This window comes from Pseudomonas sp. ADAK21 (assembly GCF_012935735.1).
Lineage (GTDB): Bacteria > Pseudomonadota > Gammaproteobacteria > Pseudomonadales > Pseudomonadaceae > Aquipseudomonas > Aquipseudomonas proteolytica.
This window is the reverse complement of sequence record NZ_CP052857.1, coordinates 4,788,036-4,809,377: the sequence shown is the minus strand read 5'-3', so window position 1 is coordinate 4,809,377 and position 21,342 is coordinate 4,788,036. Positions and strand designations below refer to the sequence as shown.

The 21,342-nt window shown below is 63.1% G+C and carries 16 protein-coding genes; 12 read left to right on the top strand and 4 right to left on the bottom strand.

Going from position 1 to position 21,342, the window contains the following annotated elements; translation table 11 throughout:
* Window positions 1–94: 94 nt before the first annotated feature.
* The 3 genes from tatA to tatC are packed head-to-tail and all read left to right on the top strand — an operon-like array spanning window position 95 to window position 1,349.
* A complete protein-coding gene (gene tatA / locus HKK57_RS21790) occupies window positions 95–310 on the top strand; it encodes a twin-arginine translocase TatA/TatE family subunit (protein ID WP_029300590.1) in 216 nt (71 codons plus the stop codon).
* On the top strand, window positions 310–606 hold the full coding sequence (gene tatB, locus HKK57_RS21785) for a Sec-independent protein translocase protein TatB (RefSeq protein WP_169390749.1): 297 nt from the start codon (window positions 310–312) through the stop codon (window positions 604–606). The genes tatA and tatB overlap by 1 nt, the downstream gene beginning before the upstream one ends.
* Window positions 603–1,349, top strand: coding sequence for a twin-arginine translocase subunit TatC (gene tatC, locus HKK57_RS21780; protein ID WP_169390748.1), 747 nt, complete (start codon window positions 603–605; stop codon window positions 1,347–1,349). Before tatB ends, tatC begins: the two co-directional genes overlap by 4 nt.
* A 5-nt stretch (window positions 1,350–1,354) precedes the next feature.
* Here tatC and HKK57_RS21775 read toward each other — a convergent pair whose 3' ends face one another.
* Window positions 1,355–2,338 carry a helix-turn-helix transcriptional regulator gene (locus tag HKK57_RS21775; RefSeq protein WP_070995707.1) on the bottom strand — a complete coding sequence of 328 codons (984 nt, stop codon included), beginning with the start codon at window positions 2,336–2,338 and terminating at the stop codon, window positions 1,355–1,357.
* A 280-nt stretch (window positions 2,339–2,618) separates the two neighbouring features.
* Here HKK57_RS21775 and HKK57_RS21770 point away from each other — a divergent pair, with 280 nt between their 5' ends.
* Window positions 2,619–4,622, top strand: coding sequence for a TonB-dependent receptor (locus tag HKK57_RS21770; RefSeq protein ID WP_237150439.1), 2,004 nt, complete (start codon window positions 2,619–2,621; stop codon window positions 4,620–4,622).
* Window positions 4,623–4,923: 301 nt separating this feature from the next.
* The gene (locus HKK57_RS21765; RefSeq protein WP_169389806.1) at window positions 4,924–6,099 is read left to right on the top strand and encodes an integrase core domain-containing protein; all 1,176 of its coding nucleotides are present in this window, start codon (window positions 4,924–4,926) and stop codon (window positions 6,097–6,099) included.
* A gap of 388 nt (window positions 6,100–6,487) precedes the next feature.
* Here HKK57_RS21765 and HKK57_RS21760 read toward each other — a convergent pair whose 3' ends face one another.
* Genes HKK57_RS21760 through HKK57_RS21750 form a run of 3 tightly spaced genes read right to left on the bottom strand, consistent with a single transcriptional unit; the run spans window position 6,488 to window position 12,930 of the window.
* Window positions 6,488–8,629, bottom strand: coding sequence for a TonB-dependent receptor (locus HKK57_RS21760; protein ID WP_169390747.1), 2,142 nt, complete (start codon window positions 8,627–8,629; stop codon window positions 6,488–6,490).
* 33 nt (window positions 8,630–8,662) lie between these two features.
* Entirely contained in the window at window positions 8,663–11,767 is a 3,105-nt protein-coding gene (locus HKK57_RS21755) for a hypothetical protein (RefSeq protein WP_169390746.1), read from the bottom strand.
* Window positions 11,764–12,930, bottom strand: coding sequence for an ABC transporter ATP-binding protein (locus HKK57_RS21750; protein WP_224791090.1), 1,167 nt, complete (start codon window positions 12,928–12,930; stop codon window positions 11,764–11,766). Before HKK57_RS21750 ends, HKK57_RS21755 begins: the two co-directional genes overlap by 4 nt.
* 31 nt (window positions 12,931–12,961) lie before the next feature.
* Here HKK57_RS21750 and HKK57_RS21745 point away from each other — a divergent pair, with 31 nt between their 5' ends.
* From HKK57_RS21745 to HKK57_RS21715, 7 genes are all read left to right on the top strand, one after another.
* On the top strand, window positions 12,962–14,683 hold the full coding sequence (locus tag HKK57_RS21745) for an ABC transporter ATP-binding protein (RefSeq protein WP_070995703.1): 1,722 nt from the start codon (window positions 12,962–12,964) through the stop codon (window positions 14,681–14,683).
* Complete coding sequence (locus HKK57_RS21740) at window positions 14,680–16,425, top strand: ABC transporter ATP-binding protein (RefSeq protein WP_169390745.1); 1,746 nt, start codon at window positions 14,680–14,682, stop codon at window positions 16,423–16,425. The genes HKK57_RS21745 and HKK57_RS21740 overlap by 4 nt, the downstream gene beginning before the upstream one ends.
* A 119-nt stretch (window positions 16,426–16,544) precedes the next feature.
* A complete protein-coding gene (locus HKK57_RS21735) occupies window positions 16,545–17,057 on the top strand; it encodes a MarR family winged helix-turn-helix transcriptional regulator (RefSeq protein ID WP_154906067.1) in 513 nt (170 codons plus the stop codon).
* A gap of 50 nt (window positions 17,058–17,107) precedes the next feature.
* On the top strand, window positions 17,108–18,037 hold the full coding sequence (locus HKK57_RS21730; protein WP_169390744.1) for a GNAT family N-acetyltransferase: 930 nt from the start codon (window positions 17,108–17,110) through the stop codon (window positions 18,035–18,037).
* Window positions 18,038–18,071: 34 nt separating this feature from the next.
* A complete protein-coding gene (locus HKK57_RS21725) occupies window positions 18,072–18,938 on the top strand; it encodes a class I SAM-dependent methyltransferase (protein ID WP_169390743.1) in 867 nt (288 codons plus the stop codon).
* Complete coding sequence (locus HKK57_RS21720) at window positions 18,928–20,565, top strand: FAD-binding oxidoreductase (RefSeq protein WP_169390742.1); 1,638 nt, start codon at window positions 18,928–18,930, stop codon at window positions 20,563–20,565. Before HKK57_RS21725 ends, HKK57_RS21720 begins: the two co-directional genes overlap by 11 nt.
* Window positions 20,562–21,326, top strand: a complete 765-nt coding sequence (locus HKK57_RS21715; protein WP_169390741.1) for a DNA alkylation repair protein — start codon at window positions 20,562–20,564, stop codon at window positions 21,324–21,326. The genes HKK57_RS21720 and HKK57_RS21715 overlap by 4 nt, the downstream gene beginning before the upstream one ends.
* The last annotated feature ends 16 nt before the right edge of the window (window positions 21,327–21,342 follow it).

The window sequence follows — 21,342 nt, the reverse complement described above, 5'->3', positions numbered from 1 at the left end:
GCTCACACAATTCCCGCAAAAACGTCACCGCAGCGTCATAAAGCCTCGGCAAACTGCGCCTTCATATTTCAAATCAATGGCTTGGAGTGTCGATATGGGTGGTATAGGGATTTGGCAACTGGTCATCGTGCTGCTGATCGTGATGATGCTGTTCGGCACTCGGCGCCTCAAGGGCCTGGGCAGTGATGTGGGTGAAGCGATCAAGGGCTTTCGCTCCTCCATGGGCAGCGAGCCCGGTGCCCAGGCGGCGCAAAAGACCAGCCTTGAGGTGCAAGCCGAACCTCAGCCACCTGCCGACAGCAAACACTGATGTTCGATATCGGTTTTAGCGAACTGTTGCTGGTGGGCCTGGTGGCGCTGCTGGTACTGGGGCCCGAGCGCCTGCCGATTGCCGCGCGCAATGCCGGGCTGTGGCTGGGCCGGGCCAAGCGGGCGATGAATACGCTCAAGGCCCAGGTCACCCAGGAACTGGATCACGAACACCTGCTGCAGGGCATCGATCAGCAACCCTTGCGGCAATTGGAGCAGCAACTGCGCGACGGCATCCGCCTGGACGCTACACCGCTGCCAGAACCCACCACTGCTCCAGGAAAAACTGCCCCATGAGCGACCTGCCCTTGCCTGCCCCGCGTCTGTCGGTGACGGGCCACCTGACCCGGTTGCGCTCGCGCCTGGTGCGCTGCGTCCTGGCGATCCTCCTGGTGTTTTGCGCCCTCTTCCCTTTTGCCCAGCAGCTGTACAGCTTTGTCTCGCAACCGTTGCGCGACTTCCTGCCCAGCGGCGCAACCATGATCGCCACCGGGGTGACCTCACCGTTTCTGGCGCCGCTCAAATTGACCATGATGATCGCCCTGTTCATCAGCATGCCGCTGTTGCTGCACCAGACCTGGGGCATGATTGCGCCGGCGGTGTACCGCCAGGAACGCCGCACCGCCGCCTGGTTGCTGGCCGCCAGTGTGGTGCTGTTTTACGCGGGCATGGCGTTCGCGTTTTTCCTGGTGTTCCCGATGATGTTCGGTTTCTTTACCAGCGTGACTCCGGACGGCGTGGCGATGATGACCGATATCGCCCTGTACCTGGATTTCATCCTCGCGCTATTGCTGGCGTTCGGCCTGGCATTTGAAATCCCGGTGGCCACCTTCCTGGTGATCTGGGCCGGGATCACGGACGTGCAGACCCTGCAAAAAAGCCGGCCGTATGTGATCGTCGGCTGCTTTGTGGTGGGCATGCTGCTGACCCCGCCGGATGTGTTTTCGCAAACCATGCTGGCGGTGCCGATGTGGATTCTGTTTGAGCTGGGGCTGTTGGCCAGCCGGTCCGTGAACAAGCCGCGTACCGAGGCGCCGTAGGCCGCTTACGACTCAGGGGAAGGCCGCAGCAACGAGGCGCTGCGCCCGCCTTGCTTGAGCAGGGATGGATTGATCCCGAATTGCTTGCGAAATGCCGTGGCAAAGTGGCTGGCGTTGGCATAGCCCAGGTCTGAGGCCACGCGCATCACCGACTCGTCACCTTCCAGCAAGCGACTGCGGGCCTGGGTCATGCGGGCTTGCTGGAACACCCCATACACACTGTTGAGGAACAGCTGGCGGAACCCGCGTGTCAACTTGGGCTGGCTCATTCCGGATTCGCGGGCCAGTTCAGACAGGCTGGGCGCTTTGCCCAGGTCAAGCAGCAAGCGCTCGCGGGCGCGCAGCAGGCGTTGACGATCAAGGGCGCTCAGGCGACAGGCGCAGTCCACGCTGCGCCGCGCTTCCAGAAACAGGCTGACCAGCGTCACGCTCTGGCCATACAGCCACAAGCGGCTGCGAGGCTGGCCAGGCGCGTACGCCAGGGCATTGGATAACTGGTGGGCAGTGGCAGTCATTTCGCCGCTACGGTGGCCGTCAAGAAAGCAATGGTCACAGGCAAGCGCGCTGTACAGGCTCGGATCGATCTCCAGGTCCCACTGGGTCAACAGGTCGGGATGAATCATCACCGTGATGTTGTCGATTTCGCCCTGCTGCTGATAGAGGCCGTCGCGGCAACGCCCGTAACTGATGCTGCCGCAACCCTGGTCAATGACATAGCGGCGCTGGCGCCTGCCATCGCGGAAGCTGCAGGAAGCCTTGCCCTTGAGCAGGTTGGTAAAACTGAAGTGGATGCGCTCGCTATCGTCGTGCAGGGGCATTTCTACCGGGTGCTCGAAGGTGCTTTGCCAGCGCACGATATCCAGCCCGCCCTGCAAGGTCACGCGGGTGACCCGGCACTGGTTGCCGGGCCCGAAATCGCCCCCGTAACCGTCGGCAATAATCCGCGAGACCGGCATGAACGCCCGCGCCTCTTCCTCAGTGGCTGACATCTTGGATCTCCTTGCTGACCGGATACGGCTCGAATCAGACCACATCGGGGTAGAGGCGCGCAATTGATAATCACTAGCATCTGACGCGCTGCAGTTGCTCCCTTAGCCGCCGTCGCCCGCCGCGACGCGCATTGCCCGAAACCTCAGTCAAGGCCCCATCATGTCTGCACCCAGCCCATCGACGACCAGCCGTGGATCACCGTACATTCGTTATACTATAACAACTCTTATCGGTTGCACACTCACTCATTCAGCCTTGGCCGACACGGTCAGCCAAACCGTGCAGTTGCCGGCTTCGACCGTCACCGCGCGCATGGAGCAAGAGGACCCCAAGGAAGTACCGATCAGCCTCAGCGTAATCAGCGGCGAACAGTTGCGCACCCAGCGCCTTGATACCCTGGAGAGCGCCCTGCGCAACACGTCCGGTGTCAGCGTCAACTCCTCCGGCGGGCCCAATGATTTCAATGTGCTGATCCGTGGCGTGGGCTCGCTGTACCAGATGTCAATGGATGACAGCTCGGTGGCGTTCAATATCGATGGTGTGCCGGTTTCATCACGCAGCCTGGGTTTTGAAACCCTGGATGTGGACCGCATCGAAGTCCTCAAGGGGCCCCAGGGCACCTTGTCCGGAGCGATTGGCCAAGCCGGCGCGGTGAATATCACCACACGCCAGCCGACTCGCGAATTGGAAGGTTATGTGCGCGGCGAAGTCGGCCAGCAAGGCCAGTTCCTCACCGAAGGCGCAGTGGGCGGGCCGCTTACCGACAACGTCAGCGGCCGCCTGGCGGTGCGCCGGGCCGGGTACGACAGTTGGATCGACAACGACCAGACCCATCACCCCCAGACCAAACCCCGCAACGAAGCGTACCGGGGCAGCCTGCTGTGGGATATCAACGACGACACCCGCGCGCTGTTCAGCGCCGAGCGCCAGAAGACCACCCGCGCCACCAATTCCCTGGTGCTGCGCCCATACGGCAGCGACCCGAGCCTGGACCTCACTCCCGGCCTGTTCGACGACAACTACAAGACCACCGAACGTTATGCGATCAAGGTCGAACATGACTTCGCCAACAGCCGCCTGACCTCAACCAGCGCCACCTCCACCGCCGACTTCGAAGGGCTGATCGCCTATGACAGCAAGCTGATGGGCGCTCTCTATGGCACCCCCAGCGAGTTCTGGGTGGTGGACAAATCCTTTGAGCGCTCCTGGAGCCAGGACGTGCACCTGAGCTCCCTGCCGGGCGCCGAGGTGTTCTGGGTCACAGGGCTGGCCGCCGCGCGCAACGAGCGCACCTACGACACCCCGCGCAATACCTACGGCACCTCGGGCGCCAAGTTTCGCGACTTCACCACGACCACCTATGCCGGCTACGGCGAAGTCACTTTCCCCTTGACCGAGCAGTTGAAACTGACCACCGGCTATCGTCACTCCTGGGACCGCAAGACCTATGACGGCGAGTATTTCTCTGCAAATGCTTCAGTCAATGACTCACGCAAACTCACGGACAACTACGGCACCGGTCGCGCCGCCCTGAGCTATGCGCTTACCCCACAAACCAACGTGTATGTGCAATTGGCGCGAGGCTATAAATCCGGCGGTTTCAATGATTACGCGTCACAGGTCAGCGACAGCGAACCCTACAAGGCGGCTGTCAGCAAGGCAGCCGAACTGGGCTTCAAAAGTCAAACCGATGACCATCGTGGCAGCCTCAACGGCGCGTTGTTCTTCACTCGCGTACACGACGACCATCTGCTGGGGTACGACGCCGCAACCTTCGCCACCAACGCCTTCAATGCCGACACCCGTAGCCGTGGCGCCGAACTGGAAGGCAGCTGGCGCTTCGACTACGGCTTGACCGTGGCCGCCAGTGCCACCTACCTCGACGCGAAAATCACCAGTGCTGTGAATGGCATCCAGGCCGGTGACGTCGCCGCCGGCAACCGGACCCCGGATGTACCCCGCTGGAGTGGCAACTTCAACGTCGCCTGGGAACACCCATTGGGCAATGTCGCCGGCCTGGGTGACACCACCCTCAACACCAGCCTCAACTACCACCTGGTGGGCGAACGGGCGGCCGATCCGCAGAACCATTTCAACCTGGATAACTACGAGAAACTCGACCTGCGCGCCGGCCTGCAAAGCAAGTTCGGCGAGGTGTATGCCTATGCCGACAATCTGCTGAACCAGACCTACGACACCTATGGTTTCTACAGCGACCCAGTGGCCTACGGCGCACCCGCGCGCCGTCGTACCCTGGGCGTCGGCTACACCTATCAGTTCTGATCAATCCCCTTGTAGGAGCTGGCTTGCCTGCGAAGGCGGCAGGTCAGCCAACATCCTTGACAGCGCCGACGCCATCGCAGCATGAGTATCTACACAACTCTCTCTTCTGGGGATGTGTACATATCCGTTGCTGCGGTTATGGCGGCTATGGGTTCCGCCCTGACGGCGGGTCACTTTCGAAAAGCGCGAAAGTAACCAAAGCGCTCAGCCCGGTATGACTCACCCACATGGGTTACAAATCAGTTCACGCACATAGGTAACAGTTTTTAACTGGCAGGGTCGATTTCGCGAGGATCTGACCATGCCCTGGAAAGAGCTGAAACCTATGGACCTTAAAGTACTGTTCATTGCCGATTACCTGTCCCAGAAGCACAGCCTTAGCCAGCTGTGCCGGGACTATGAGGTCAGCCGCAAGACTGGGTATAAGTGGATCAGGCGTTACGAGGCAGAGGGCCCGAGTGGGCTTGATGAGCGTAGCCGCTGCCGCCACAACCAAACCTACGTGGTGCCCTTGGCTGTGAAACAGGCAATCGTTGAATTTCGCTTAAGTGGCGAGACGATTCCCGGCCCGAAAAAGATTCAGAATAGTCTCATCCAGCGTTTCCCAGATCAGGATCCGCCCTCGAAGACGACCATTTACAACATTCTCAAGGCAGCTGATTTGATTACCCCCAAGCCATTGCGCCGACGGGTGGCTGTGTATCCCAAGCCTTTACGCAAGGCAGAAAATCCCAACCAGTTATTCAGCGCTGATTACAAAGGCCAATACCTGACCGGAGCAGGGATTTGGTGTTATCCGCTGACGATCATGGATCATGCCAGCCGGTTTTTGCTGGCGTGCCAGAGCATGAGCAGCACCAATCTGAAGGAAACCCAGCAAACCTTCGAAAGGGTTTTTCGCGAATACGGCCTGCCAGAGCGCATTCGTACCGACAACGGCATACCGTTTGCCAGCACCAGTCGAGCGGGGTTGTCACAGCTGTCGATCTGGTGGATGAGACTTGGGATCATTCCTGAGCGGATCGAGCCAGGTCGCCCAGATCAGAATGGGCGGCATGAGCGTATGCACCGAACGCTGAAAAGCACGTTACCTCACCCGTCGGCAATTGCCTGGGAAGCCCAGCAGCGCCACTTTGATCGCTTCCTGCAGCACTATAATTACGAGCGTGGGCACGAGGCGCTTGGCCAGAAAACGCCTGCCGCTTGCTATACGCCTTCAACTCGAATGTACCCGGAGAAGCTACCGGAAATGACCTATGCGAGCCATATTGAGAGTTACCTGGCCGACAGTAGCGGAATCATCAATCGAGGAGGCATGCGGGTTTATATCGGCAATTTACTTCGTCACCAGACCATCGGAATGGAGATGATTGGTGATGGGGTATGGAATGTAATCTTCGGTCCGGTGATCTTGGGCCATGTGAATGCGAGAGATGCAAAGAACGGTTATGTCTCAATCAAAGTGTCACCTATGTGAATGCACTTTTTTGTAACCCATGTGGTTGTCCCGTACAGCCCCACCACTCGGTGCCTCGCCTAGGCTCGGCATGCCCGCAGTCAGGCATTGCTCCGTGGGCCCGCCGCGATCGGCCATCCATGGCCGTGTCGCGGCTACCCCGGCATCCTGCCGGGGTGCCCACTGCGCAATACCTGACTGCGGCCATCGTGGTTTGACGGGGCGCCTAAGATCAAAAGCCAGATCAAAAGCAGAGCAACAGCAACAGCAAAGCCAGAGCGCGAAGCTGCATTCCCCTGTGGGAGCTGGCTTGCCTGCGATAGCGGTGTATCAGCCGATAAATATATTGACTGATACACCGCTATCGCTGGCAAGCCAGCTCCTACAAGGTTTGTTGGCTAAGCCTCTGTCAGAACGAATAGCTGTAACCCACGCCCGCCGACCGTCCCCTGGCCGGCATCCCGGTCAGTACTTGGTCGGTGGAGTAGGAACCGTACAAGTCATAGCGTGCATTCAGCAGGTTGTCGCCCCACAGGTAGACTTCCGAGCCGCCGCTTTCCAGGCCCAGGTGCAGGTCCAGCTTGGCGTAGCCCTTGAGGTCATAGTGGTTCTGCGGGTCTGCCGGGCGGTTTTTCTGCAGGCGGTAATTGAGCAATGTATTGAGCCGCGGTGCCGGCAGGCCCAGGAGGTTGGGCAGATCCTTGTGCCAGGCCACGCTGAAGTTGCCACTCCACAACGGCACGTCCGGCACTCGGCTGCCTGCCACCACGTCGCCGCCAGAAACACCCGGCGCATCGGAGGTCACCAGCGCGTTGGTGTAGCTCACGGCACTGCCCAGGGTCAGTTGATCAGTAACGTGCCAGGTGCTCGACAGCTCGGCACCCTTGCTGCGAGTGTCGGCATTCACCGCACTGACGGCCACGGTCTTGAAGTCATACCCCAACAAATGGTCATCGCGTACCCGGGTGAAGAACAACGCGCCCTCCAGGCTCAACGCACCGCCCTCGCTTTCATGCTTGAACCCCACTTCGGCCGCACTCACCTTGGCCGCCTTGTACGGCTCACTGTCCGCGACCGAGGTCGCGTAATCATTGAAGCCGGCAGACTTGTAGCCACGGGAAAGCACCGCATAGAGATTGGTCTGCGGCGTCAACGCATAGGCCAGCGCCACGCGCCCGGTGCTGTAGTTGTCTTGCAGTTGGCGGCTGTCGCTGGCCTGATTGCCTGCACTCGTATATTCACCGCCGTAGGTCTTGCGATCCCAGGTGTGGCGCAGGCCGGTGGTGAGTTTCCAGTCCTCGGCAATCGGGAAGGTGATCTCGCCATACGCCGCGTAGCTGTTGGTACTGAACTCACGTTGCTGAAGCGCGCCGTTGGTGAAGTTGCTCGAGTCGAAATTGCGCTCGGAACGGGACAGATTGACCCCACCCACCCAGAACACTTCGGCCTCTGGCAGAGAGCCCAGGCGCAGGTCCTGGCTCCAGACCCGTTCGTGGGCCGAGTCCTCAATGAGGTATTCAAAGGGTGAGCCGTACAGTGCACGGGTGATGTTGCGGTCATAACCCTTGACGGCCTTGAAGTCGGTGCTGGTGTAGGCCGTGATCGAGGTGATCCGCGCTCGCGCCAGATCGTGGTTGAGCTCAAAGGAATAGCGCTCATTGGTCTTCTGGTTGCCGTCAAATACGCCGGGGGTGTAGTCCAGGCGTGGGCTGTTGCCAAAGGGCCGCAACATTTCCAGGCCAGCGTAGTGCTCGGCGCGCTGGCGTTCGGCAACCAGCAGCCCCGTGGTGCCGGCGTCGTTGTCCCACAGCAGGCTGCCACGCAAGGCCAGGTCACGAGGCGTGGTCATCGGGTCGCCATCCTGCTGGTTGTCGACCCAGTTATCGAAGCCACTGCGACGCACCGCAATGCGCCCGGCCAGGGTCTCGGTCAAGGGGCCGCCCACCGCGCCTTCGCTCATGAACTGGCCTTGCTGGCCGACTTCACCCCGCACGTAGCCTTCTACCTCACGGGTGGGTTTGCGGGTGGTGACGTTGATCGCCCCGGCCTCGCTGTTGCGCCCCAGCAAGGTGCCCTGGGGCCCCTTGAGCACTTCGACCTGTTGCACATCGAGGGTGGCCATGGCTGCGTTGCGCACCGACATCGGAACGCCATCGACGTTCAGCACCACCGAGCCGTCATCCATGCTCATCTGGTTCAGCGAGCCCACGCCACGAATCCGCACATTGGCGTCATTCGCTCCACCCCAGGAATTGACATCCACACCCGGGGTGCCGCGCAACGCGTCCTCCAGGGTGCGCAGGCGCCGGGTTTGCAGGGTGTGCTCGTCAAGCACCGAAAGGCCAAAGGGAATGTCCCTGGCACTTTCCTGGTTCAACCGCGCACTGACGGTCACCGGCGCCAGCTCCAGGGCCTGCGCGGGGGGCTGGTAGTCGGCCGCAAACGCGCTGCACGCCTGGCTGGACAAGGCCAGCGCCAGGGCTTGGGTGAGGACGTTGGCGCGCCAACCCTGCGGGTGGTGTAACGGTTTGAGTAGCCACTGATCAAGCATGCAAAACTCCAGGCAGATAAGAGAGGGATAGGTTCATTGCGGCGTGCCCCAACGCTGGCGCGCCTGGGCGATCACCTGATCCGAGGGCGCACCCAGCAGCCCTTGAATCAAGGGGGGCCATCCCTGGCCTGTACGGATTTGTGCAGTCATGTCCAGAAGTTGGGCAGCGCTCTGGCTGGCAGCCCAGTCGAGGCTGGCCAGGGCCGCATAAGGCGCGGCCCAGCCCTGCTGCCGGGCGTTGGCCAGGGTGCCGATCGGCTCGCCGTCACTGCCCAGCAAGCGGGTCAGGTCATCGGCCTTGAGCCCGATCAGTGCGGCACGGGCCTGGGGACCGTCGACTTCGCCGACACACAGCAAACCCAGCGCTCCGGCAACCCCCTGACTCAGCCATACATGACCCGGTTGTTCGCGCAGGTCGCTGGCGCTGAGCAGTCGCTGGCGGGCCAACAGTTCGGCGATGTGGGCGCGTCGTGCCCAGCGCCCGACGCCGGCTGGCGCCACGTCCCAGTCCGGGGTCTGGGCCAGCAGCAGGTGGTCGTTGCTCAGGCGACTGTCCCCCATGCCGCTGGGCCATTGGCTCACCTCGCTGACCGGTGGACTGGCGCCCAGATGCTGCGCGACACAGGCAGACATGGCGGCGAGGTCCTCGCGCACCTCGCGGGCGGTGGTCTGGCGACTGGCATCGGCCAGCACTCGTACACCGTCCAGTTCATGGGTCACGGTCGCCGAGGTCAGGGCATAGGCGAAATCCAGCGGCTGTTCACTGCGACCACTGAGGGACTGCCCCTGGGCGTCGATGGTCCAGTGCCAGGCCCCGGCCGGTGCAACCGCTTGCGCGGCCACCGCCGCCCCCTCGGGCAGCACGGGTGCCACAGCAGGCAAGCCGGCGGCCAGACGCTGTACTGGCGCACGCAAGCCACGTTCCGGGTCCAGGCCCAGGCGCGGCACCACCTGCCGCGCTTGCAGCCATACCGCCCGAGGGCTCAGCCAGATCCCCTCGCCCTCGCTCGACCAACCGCTGGCACTCAGGGTCCAGTGCAAGGTCACCTGGCAACCGCTCGACGCACAGGCACCCAGGGCCAGCCGCAGATGATCATGGGCTTGCTCAACCACCACCGGCTGGCCCATCACCCTGGCGTCCGTCACCTGCAGCCCCACTGGTAACTCGGCATCCAGGTGACCGTTGGCGGCGATCACGCCCTCCAGGGTCCATTGCCCCTGCACGTGGCGTTGGGCACTGTCGATCTGCAACTGCAATTGCCCGCCGGCCACCTGGAAGGCACCCGCGCCACCCAGCCAGCGCTGCTCCCAGGCGGCGCTGTCGGCACGGGCCTGGGCAGCGGTCTGGTAATCGCCCTGTACCACCAATTGGCGGTGCAACACGCTACCGCTGCCGAACATCACCAGCACACCCACTGCCAGCAACACACCGGGCACGCCCCGTAGCCGCGCACCCAAGTCGGCAAGACGCCGCCGCTCCGGTCCACGGGGCACTGCCAGCGCCGCCAGTGCGACCAGCACCAGGCACAGCGCAAGCTTCCAACTGGCCAGCGTGCCGAGATAGGCCAGCCATGGGGCCCAGCCGGTCAACGCCGACAACGCCACGTGGCCCGGGATCGCCATTTCATAGGCCGGGTAACTTACCAGTCCCAGTTCGTGATTGAGCACCAGGAAAAACGTCAGCAACATCGACGTGGCGTATGCCAGGCCGGACCGCCGGATCAGCGCATGCACCAGCACCGTCAGCATCGCCAACTCCAACAATGGCGGGGCGAACACCAACAGCGAGTAGATCAGCGCAAACCCTGGGGCCAGGCTGGCTGGCGCAACCACCGCGCTGATCACCAGGCTGGCGATGCCAGGCACCAAGGCCAGCGCCAGCGTGGCGAGCACCACACACAGCACCTGACCGAAGGTACGCAACCACACGGGCGCCGGCGTGGCGTGCAGCATTGCCCCCAGCCCCTCAACATCATCACGCCGGCAGATCAGGCCCACCAGCGCCGCTACCATAAAGGCAATCACCAGGAACAACGCGCTGGCCAGCAGCGGCAACGTCAAGTCAGCGCGCGGCACCATCGGCCCACGGGCATGCCACACCCCATGCACAAGGCCGCTGAGCACGCCCATCACCACCAGCAGGCCGAGGGCCAGCCACCAGACCTTGCGTGCAAACACCTGGCGGGTCTGCCAACAGGTTTCCAGCCATAGCGCCCGCGGCCAGTGGCTGGCCAACACCGGGCCAGGCAAGCACACATCCAGGGCCAGTTGCATCGGTGGCTCTGCCAGTACCGCACCGCTGCGCCGGCCCATCAAACCCTGGCGCGTCGCGCGGGCCAGGGACCAGGCCAACAGCAGCAGCGGCAGCACACACCACAGGCCCCGGTTGAGCCAGAACCCCGGCGTGAGGTCCAGCAGTGCCTGGGATTTTTGCGCTGCGGTCCAGGTTTCCACCTGGGCCTGGGCGAAAGTGAACAGCGACGGATCGAGGCTGGTCGCCAGCAGCGGGTTGATATGCCCACCCTTGAGCACCACCACGGCGAACATCCACAGCAACATCAACACCGTCGCCAGGGCAAACGGCGCGGCCAGGCCCCGACTGCGCAGCGCCAGCCAGTAATACAGTGCGCCTACGCCGGTACTGACCGGCAACAGCAACGCGACCCAGGCAAAGCCCAGCGCCGACCAGGCCGGCGCGCCGATACTCGCCGCCGGCACCCAGCCCAGCCAGGCGAGGACCGGGCTCAATAAGAAACCGACAATCAGCGAACTGGCCAGCAGCCCACCGACCACGGCGGCGCCGATGAAGCGCCCCCATAACAACGCCGGCAACGACACCGGCAGTGCCAGCAACACCTCTTCCAATTGCGCCTTGCGGTCCCGCAGGGCGGGCTGGGCGAACACCCAGGCCCAGGCAAAAAACAGGAAAAACATACAGCCGCAGGCCATCAAGTAGATCAGGCTCGGGGCATTGCGCGGGATGTCGCTGGCGCCCATTTTCTGCACGTAATCGGCATTGGTCAGGGACATCAACAGGTAGCCGGCCAGGCCCAGAAACACCAGCAAGGGAATACCACTGCGCAGCCCGGCGCGCACTTCCACCCAGGCTTCACGCATCATCAGGGCGAAGGTGCTCATGCGTCGACCGCCTCGCCGGCCTGGGCCAGCGCCAGGTAATAAATATCTTCCAGGCGCGGTGCGTGGGGCATGAAGCGTGGGTCGGCCGGCCGTTCACCCTGCACAATCACCCGACTGCCCTCGGGGCTGGCCGCCACGTGCAAGGCCGCCGGCAAGGTTTCGCCGCGCCCAAACGACGCCGCCCACAGGCGCCCCTGCTCCGCGCCCAGCAACGCCTGAGGGCTACCCTCCACCAGGATCTGCCCGCCAGCCAACACCGCAAGGCGGCTGCACAGGTTCTCGACGTCTTCGACAATATGGGTCGACAACAACACAATCGACTCAGCGGCCACGTCCGCCAACACCCGGTGAAACCGGTTGCGCTCCGCCGGATCAAGGCCCGCCGTCGGCTCATCGACAATCAACAAGCGCGGCGAACCCACCAGCGCCATGGCGATGCCAAAGCGGCGCAGCATGCCTCCCGAATAAGTGGCTAGCGCACGGTGCGCGGCATCCTGCAGATTGACCTTGGCCAACAGGCCTTCGATTTCTGCGCGGCGTTGGCGACTATCGGTACGGCCCTTGAGCCAGGCGAAGCGGTCCAGCAAGTCGCGTGCGCTGACACCCGGATATGCCCCCAGTTGTTGCGGCAGGTAGCCAAGGCGGCGGCGCAGGTGGTTGGAGTCGGCCAGCACATCCACGCCATCCAGATGGATGCTGCCCGCGTCGGGCTGCTGCAAGGTCGCCAAGGTGCGCATCAGGCTACTTTTGCCGGCGCCATTGGGGCCGAGCAACCCGTACATACCGGGGCCGACGCTCAGGTCCACGCCGCGCAGCGCTTGTACGCCGTTGTTGTAGCGCTTGCGCAGGCCGCGCACCTGCAAACCCGAATCGACTGACATCTGCAACTCCATGGGCAGCGCGCCGATACCGGCTCCCGATCCAGGGATAGCGGGCCTGCCGGGCGGCACTTGTTTGGGAATGATTGCCCTTAAGAGGGACAGCCCGGGACGGTAGCCACGCACGCGGGTGCGCTCTACCCGATTCAAGTCAATTTCCAACCGTATCGCGCAGTCACCAGCGCCGCGGCCCACCGCAGCGCTGCTCAAGCCCGACACCGGCATGCGGATTGGAGGGGCAATCGACTCGATACGGGTAGCGGCCAACGTGACAGCGATTAGCATCGTTGCCCGTGTAAACGCCAACGGAAATCCCATGACTAGCGCCCTAGACACCCTGCAACGCCCGGTCAACCACCTGATTCGCCTTGGCGTGGCGCTCGCCGCCGTCGGGGCCTTGGTGAACCTGGTGCCCTATGTTGCCTTGACCGAACTGGCGCGCCTGCTCCTGGCCGGCACTGCCGAACCGCAAGCCCTGTGGCTGTGCGCCGGCTGGGTGGTGATTGCCCTGAGTGTCGGCTGGATGGCCTGCGGCGCCGCCCTGTGGCTGACACACCTGGCCGACCATCGCTTGCAAGCCAGCCTGCGCGAAGCGCTGGTTGGCAAGCTCGCACGCGTGCCGCTGGGCTGGTACACCGAGTCGAGTTCCGGCGCCGTGCGCAAGGTAGTCCAGGACGATCTTGAAGACCTGCATCACCTGATCGCCCACCACGCCGTGGAACGCACCGCCGCCATCGTCACGCCCCTGGCAGGGCTGGTGTGGCTGGCCAGCCTGAACTGGCGACTGGCGCTGCTGGCAGTGCTGACCCTGCCGCTCTATAGCCTGGCCTATGCCCTGATGATGCGCGGCTTCGGCAGCAAGATGCAGTTGCTGGACCAGAGCATGACCCGTATCAGCGCAGCCATTGTCGAGTTCGTCCACGGGATTGCCGTAGTCAAGGCATTCGGTCGCGTCGGCCAGGCCCATCGCGGCTATCAACAGGCCGTCAACCAGTTCAGCCAGCAGTACGCCGGCTGGGTGCGGCCCTTGCTGCGCCTGGAGGCCATTTCGTCCATGGCCCTGAGCGTGCCGGTGATTCTGCTGGTGAGCCTGGGGGTGGGCAGCCTATGGTTGAGTCGCGGCTGGATCACCCCACTGCAATTGTTTGCCGAAACGCTGGTGGCGGTGGTCATTCCACAGTCCCTGCTGGTGATCAACCAGAGCCTGGCCGCCCAGCGCACTGCCCAGGCCGCCGCCGGGCGGATCGAAGCCCTGTTGAACGTAGAAGAACTGCCCACGCCGGACCGCTGCCGCGAACCGGTGGGGCACGATGTGAGGTTCGAACAGGTCGAGTTTGGCTACGACGCCGCGCACCCGATCCTCAAGGGCATCGACCTGTATTGCCCGGCCGGTACGATCACCGCTTTAGTGGGCAGCTCCGGTGCCGGTAAATCGACCCTGGCCAAGTTGGTGCCGCGTTTTCATGACGTCAACGCTGGCCGGGTGCTGGTGGGCGGTGTCGATGTGCGGCAGATCGACCCGGGGCAGTTGTACCGGCACATCGGTTTTGTTTTGCAGGATGCGCAACTGGTGCATGGCAGCGTGGCCGATAACCTGCGCCTGGGCTGCCCCGGTGCCAGCGATGAGCAATTGCAGGCGGCCGCCCGCGCGGCGCAGATTGATCAGCGCATCCTGGCCCTGCCCCGGGGTTATCAGTCCGTGATTGGCGAAGACGCGATTCTTTCCGGCGGCGAGGCCCAGCGCCTGTCAATCGCCCGTACGCTGCTGGCGGACACCCCGGTGCTAGTCCTCGACGAAGCCACCTCCCACGCCGACCCGCAATCCGAGGCGCTGATCCAGGATGCGCTATCTGCGCTGGCGCGCGGGCGCACGGTCCTGGTGATTGCCCATCGCCTGGCGAGTATTCGCGATGTGGACCAAATCGTCGTGCTCGATGAGGGTCGCGTTGTGGAATGTGGTCGCCATCAGCAACTGCTGCAGGCCAACGGCGCCTACTCTCGGTTATGGCACGCCAGCGCGCTGGAGGCCTCGTTATGATCCGCAGCCTGTCGACCTTGTTAGGCCCGGCCCACGCCACCCGCCTGTATCGCTACCTCGCCTGGCTGGTGGCCAGTGCCATGCTGCAAGGCTTGGCGGTGGCGTTACTGGTGCCGATCCTCCACGCGCTGTTTGCCGGCGACCTGCCGACGGCCATGACCTGGCTCGCCGGCCTCGCGGCGATGGTGGTGCTGACCTGCATTGCCCACTACCAGCAGGCGATGCAGGGGTTCGCCCTGGCGCTGCTGGTGCTTACCACTTTGCATGAGCGCCTTGGCCAGCACCTGATGCGCCTGCCCCTGGGCTGGTTCGACAGCGAGAAGGTCGGCCAACTGTCGCGTAGCGCCACCAGCGGCACGCTGATGGTCACCGGGTTGTTTGCCCATTATCTGGGTCCGGTGGTGTCCGGCGTGGTGGTACCTGCCACCGTGGCGCTGACCCTGTTTGTGTTTGACTGGCGACTGGGGCTGACGGCGGTGCTGTGCGCGCCGCTGATTTATTTCACCCATCATTGGTCGGCCAATGCCATTGGCGCCAATGACGCGCGGGTCGAAGCTGCCGCCAGCGAAGCCGGCAACCGCGTGGTGGAATTTGCCCGCTATCAGCAAGTGCTGCGCGCCTTTGGCCAGGCCCAGGGCGGCTATCGGCCGTTGCAGGCGGCCAACCACGCACAACAACAGGCCGGGGGCTCGATGCTGGCGCAGACCTTTCCCAAGTTGCTGGCCGGAGGCCTGAGCGTGCAATTGGCGTTCGCCCTGCTGGTTGGCGTAGGCATTGCCCTGGCCGTGACCCAACAGATCGACGCCATTGAGTTGGTGGCCTTGCTGGCCCTGGCCGCACGGTTCGTCGGGCCCCTGGCGGAGGCCGCCGCGCGCAGTGGTTTGTTGCGTATGGCCGGCAACGACCTGGAGCAACTGGTGAGCATCCTGCGCCAACCACCGCTGACGGAACCGACGCACAGCCAACCCATGACCGCCCCCGGCAGCCTCGAATTTGAACACGTGGGCTTTGCCTACCCCAGTGGCCCGCCGGTGCTCAAGAACCTGAGTTTCAGCGCCCAGCCCAACACGATGACCGCGATTGTCGGCGCGTCGGGCTCGGGCAAGACCACTGTCACCCGCCTGCTGATGCGCTTCTTCGATGCCAGCTCGGGCTGCGTCAAGGTGGGCGGCGTGGATGTGCGCGCGCTGTCCAGCGAAGCCCTGATGGGGCAGCTGTCTTTGGTGATGCAGGACGTGTATCTGTTCGACGACAGCCTGGAGGCCAACATCCGCGTCGGCAACCCGGATGCCAGCCCTCGGCAGTTGGCGCAAGCGGCAACATTGGCTGGCGTCGATGAGATCGTCGCGCGCCTGCCACAAGGCTGGGACACCCCGGTCGGTGAAGGGGGTGCCAGCCTGTCCGGCGGTGAACGCCAACGCGTGTCCCTGGCGCGTGCCCTGCTCAAGCGCGCGCCGATTGTGCTGCTGGATGAAGCCACGGCGGCACTCGATCCGCAGAATGAGGCTTACGTGCAAGCCGCCATTGGCACGCTGATCCAGCGCGCCACCGTGCTGGTGATCGCCCATCGCCTGCCGACCATCATGGCTGCCGACCAGATCCTGGTGCTCGATGAAGGTCGCCTCGTGGAATCGGGTACCCACCGTCAGTTGCTCACTAACAACGGGCGTTACGCCGGTTTTTGGCACGAGCGTCAACGGGCCGGCGGCTGGCGACTGAAACAGGAGCGGCCCTCGTTGTAGAAGCCGGCTTGCCGGCGATGGCGCCCTATAAAGCGACACGCATCCCGATGACGAAGGCGCCCAGCATCGACATTAAACAAAATGTTGACTTAGTAAGGCGCCAAGATAAACTGCGCCTTATGAATATTTTAGAGAACAAACACCACATCATGCTGCGCGAGCTTGATGGGGTGCCAGCCGAGGTCAGGGACAGTGTCAAGCTGTGCTTCGAGCTGCTGTCGGCCGCGGCCGCGATCAATCGTGTGTGTGCCATCCGCCTGGCGCGCTACAACCTGTCGGAGGGCCGCTTCGTCATCATGCTCACCCTCAAGAGTGCCGGCGGCAAGCTGTCGCCGCTGGAGTTGGCGACGCGCCTGTCGATTACCACCGGCACCGTCACCGGCTTGCTTGATGGCTTGCAGGGCGACAGGTTTATCAAGCGCAAGACCGACCCAACCGACCGGCGCAAGCTGATCATCAGCCTGACCGCCGACGGCAAGCGCGTGGTCGATGAGGTGTTTGCCGAACACACCGATTGGATCAGCGCCATCATCCAGGGCTTGAGCCTTGAGCAGCGCCAGGCGTTGTCCGAGTCGATCTATTGCATCTCGGCTAGCCACGCGCTGTCTCAGCAACTGCCGGATGAGCATTAGGCCCGGGGTTCAATTGCTTCAATCGCGGTAGTCACACAAGGAGGTGTTTGATGCTGCACAGTCAACGAGTGATGACCAATTTCGGCAGGAAGCCACGTATTCACAGCGGCGTCGATGTCATCCGCCACAGCGTGGTTTCCCTGGAACGCTACATCCCTCCCACGCTTTACCGGCGCTTGTTCATCAAGCGTATCGCCCGCCATTCCCTGGCCATCGAAGGTTTTGAGTTTCGCCCGGTGCAAAGCCTGTTCGAACTGGAAGAGGCCCTGCGCCTGGTCAACGACAGCTATGCACGGCGCGGTATCTCCACGGTGTGCCGGGCCGGAATGCGCTTTTCGGCGTTCCACCTGTTGCCGGGCACCACCACCTTTGTAGCGATCAAGGATCAACAGATCGTCGGCACCGTCTCGTTGATCGAGGACTCCATGCTCGGTTTGCCCCTGGAAGAAGTGCATGGCAACGAGGTCGTCATGCAGCGCCTGGCCGGCGGCCGGCTGGCAGAGGTCGGCACCCTGGCGGTGGCTGCAGGTTACCGGGGCAAAGGGGTGCCCTTGATGCTCTACAACGCGATGTTTCGCTGGGCCATGCATTTTCGCGGGGTACAGCGCTTGCTGATCGCCGTGCATCCGCGGGCGGGGGCGTTTTATCGCAATGTATTGTTCTTTTCGCCCATGGGCCGGGTGCAGCCCTACACCAAGCTAAACAATGCCCTGTCGCTGCCCTTGTGTCTGGATCTGGGCAACGCGCCGGCAATTTTCCAGCAGGCCTATGAGCGCCCTGCCCTGGGGTTTACCGTCGAAGGCCAGCGCACGCATTTCTTCGATTTTTTCTGCCGCAGTGACTACGCCCATATCCGCCTGCCCGCTACCGGCAGCGTACGCCGCTGGGACGCACAAGAAGTGCTGACCCATATGGCGCGCTGTGGCGTGCACGGCCGAAACCTGTCGCCACGGGTTCAGCGAGCACTGGCCCTGGCGTAAGCACGTTCAAACGTCATTTCATGGAGGAAGCAGTATGGACAGCGGATTGCTGCGCGCGATATTCAGGGAGATAACGATCAAGCAACCGTTCGAGCGCATACCCGAACCGGCCTTGGTCATGGAAGAACAACAGAGTGTGGCGTCTTATGCCGACAGTGCCGCCCAGGGCCAGGCCTTGTCCGGCACCCACCTTTATCACTGTGCGCAGATGTGCGCGCTGATCAAGCCCGGCGACGTGGTGCTGGACATCGGCTGCGGTCCGGCGGCGCTGTTGCTGCAAGTCGCACGGCTCAACCCACGGGCCGAGTTCATTGGCATGGACCTGTCGCAGACGATGCTGGAAGTGGCGCGCGAAGCGTGTCATCAGCAAGGCATCGACAACGTGCAACTGGTTGAAGATGACATGACCCGGCTCAGCATGATCGCTGACCGCAGCGTGGATGTAGTGATCTCGTCAATGGCCCTGCATCACCTGGAAAACCTTGGCCAGCTGGAAAGTACTTTTCGCAATATCTCCCGGGTACTGCGCAATGACCGGGCGATTTACCTGAATGACTTCGGGCGCCTGAAAACCATCGAGTCCGTCGACTACTTTGTCCAGCGTGCCAGCGACGGTGCGGACGCGGAAACCTTGCTGGACTATCGCAATTCACTGCTCGCGGCGTTCTCGCTGGAAGAGTTCCAGACCCTGGCCGCCAGTTACCTGGGCCCGTGTGCCAAGGTCTACAGCACCGCGTTCAGCCCGTTGATGATGGTGATTCGCACGCCCAAGCGGCGCTGTGTGAAGGTGATGAAACCCGAGTTCCGCCGCCGCTACACTGCGCTGCCCGCCAGTCGCCAGGCGGATGTGAACCAGTTGCGCCTGTTCCTGCGTTTGGGAGGCCTGGCCAGTGCCTTTTGAACCCGCCCACCTGACACTTGCCCAGCAGCAATGGCGCGAGGTACTCGGTGACGCGGGTGTGCGCGTCGACCCGGAAAGCATCGAGCGTTTCGCGCAAGACACCATGTGCTCCCCTGCGTATGCCAGGGTGGTGATTGCGCCACGCTCAACCGAGCACGTCTCGGCGTGCATGGTGATCGCGCGGCGTTATGGGGTTGCCGTGCATCCGATCAGCACCGGGCACAACTGGGGTTATGGCAGCGCCTCGACCAGCGACGCCCGCTGTGTGCTGATGGATTTGTCCGGGATGAACCGGATTCTGGGGTTCGATGAGGAGCTGTCGGTGGTGACCCTGGAGCCTGGGGTGACCCAGGGCGATCTGGCCCGTTATCTACAAGAGTACAACTTGCCCTGGCTGACACCCGTCACCGGTGCCGGCCCGACCTGCAGCGTGCTGGGCAATGCACTGGAGCGCGGTTTTGGCATCACCCCCCACACCGACCACTTCCAGGCGGTACTCGGCATCGAGGCGGTGCTGGCCGACGGTACGCTGTACCGCTCGCCCATGGCCCTGGGGGGCACCGCGCCCTGCTTCAAATGGGGTGTGGGCCCGTACCTGGACGGGCTGTTCAGCCAGAGCGGGCTGGGGGTGGTGACGCAGATGTCGATTGCCCTGGTGCGCAAGCCCGAGGTTATCCAGCCGTTTTATTTCTGGGTGGATGAAGAGCAAGGGCTGGAACCCGCGTTGGCAGGTATCAAGCGCATGCTGGACCTGGCCCCTGGGCAGATTGGTGGTATCAACCTGATGAACCGTACGCGGCTGTTGACCATGGCCAGCGAAGACACCCAGGTGGTGGGCATGAATGAAGAGCAGCAACGGGCCGCCGCCGATGCCCTGGGCCTGCCCGCGTGGATGGGTGTCGGTTCGATCTATTGCCAGAAAGCCCAGCACGCTCCGCTCAAACACATGATCAGCCGGGAACTTGAGGCTTTCGCCAGCAAATCGATGTTCAAGACCCGTGGTCAGTTGACCGCCGCCCGACGCTTGCTGGGCCATCTGCCCGGCGGCTGGTCCCAGCGCTGGCAACGGACCCTGGGCAAGATGCTGCAAGGCATCGACCTGATGGAAGGCCAACCCAGCGAAGTGGCCCTGCCGTTGGCCTACACCGCCGGCGCCAAGCCGCTGCCCGATGCGCCCCTGAACCCGGCGCGGGATAACTGCGGGCTGATCTGGTACGCGCCGATCCTGCCGCTGAAAATCCAGGAAGTCGCCGATTTTGTGCGCGCCATGGAGCGTCGGTGCCGCCAGCAGCAAATGCCTTGCCCGGTGACGCTGACCAGCCTGTCGAGCCGTGCCATCGATTGCACCGTGCCGCTGCTGTTCGACCGTACGGATGCCCTGGCGTCGAACCGGGCCCATGAGTGCTATCGCCAGCTGTTCGCCCACGGCAAGGCACAGGGCGTATTGCCGTATCGCGTGCCCGCCAGTTTCATGCACCTGCTGACCGACGCCCAGGGGCCTGCCTGGCAGCTCGGGGCGCGGATCAAGGCAGCATTGGATCCGGACAACCTGCTTTCACCCGGGCGCTACTGCGCCACAAACCCAACGCCTGACCAGGCCATGACCGCGTCGGTGGTATCGAGATGAGTGAAGATCGCAAGGACCTGATTGACCAGGGCCGCCTGCCCACCCGCAATCTGGGCGAGTGCCTGGCCGTTGACCAGGTAGCGCTGGCAACGGCCCTTGGCGCGCAGTTGGAACCGTCCCTGGCGCAAACACTTTACAGCGCAGCCGAGGCCGGCCAGTCCCTGGGCATTTCCAAGAACGTCGCCGCCCTGGGCCTTGCACTGGGGCAGTGGCTGGAAAGCGCCGCCCTGCCCCTGCGCGAGCACACCTGGCGCCTGCTGCTGGAGCATCCGTCCGACACCGTGCGCAGTTGGGCGGCTTTCGCCAACGCCTACTGCCAACGCAACAGCGAACTGGAACAAGCTTTGCTGAGCCAGTTCCAGTTCGCCACCGACGCGCATTTTGGCGTGCGCGAATGGGCCTGGATTGCCTTGCGACCGCTGCTGGCCCAGGACCTGACGCACGCACTGGAACTGCTACGCCGCCATGCCCGCAGCGATGACCCGCTGATCCGCCGTTTCTGCGTTGAAATCCTGCGCCCGCGTGGGGTCTGGTGCGAGCACATCGCCCCGCTCAAAGCCGAGCCGCAGATGGCCGAACCCTTGCTGATTGCCATGCTCGATGAAGCCGACAAATACGCCCAGGACTCGGTCGCCAACTGGATCAACGACGCCAGCAAGACCCGGCCGGATTGGGTCCGGCAGTTGTTCGAGCGCCACCCACCCAGCGGCAAAGCCGCCACCAGGATTTTTACCCGGGCTACCCGCAGCCTTTCTCAATAGACGTGAACAGGAGTCA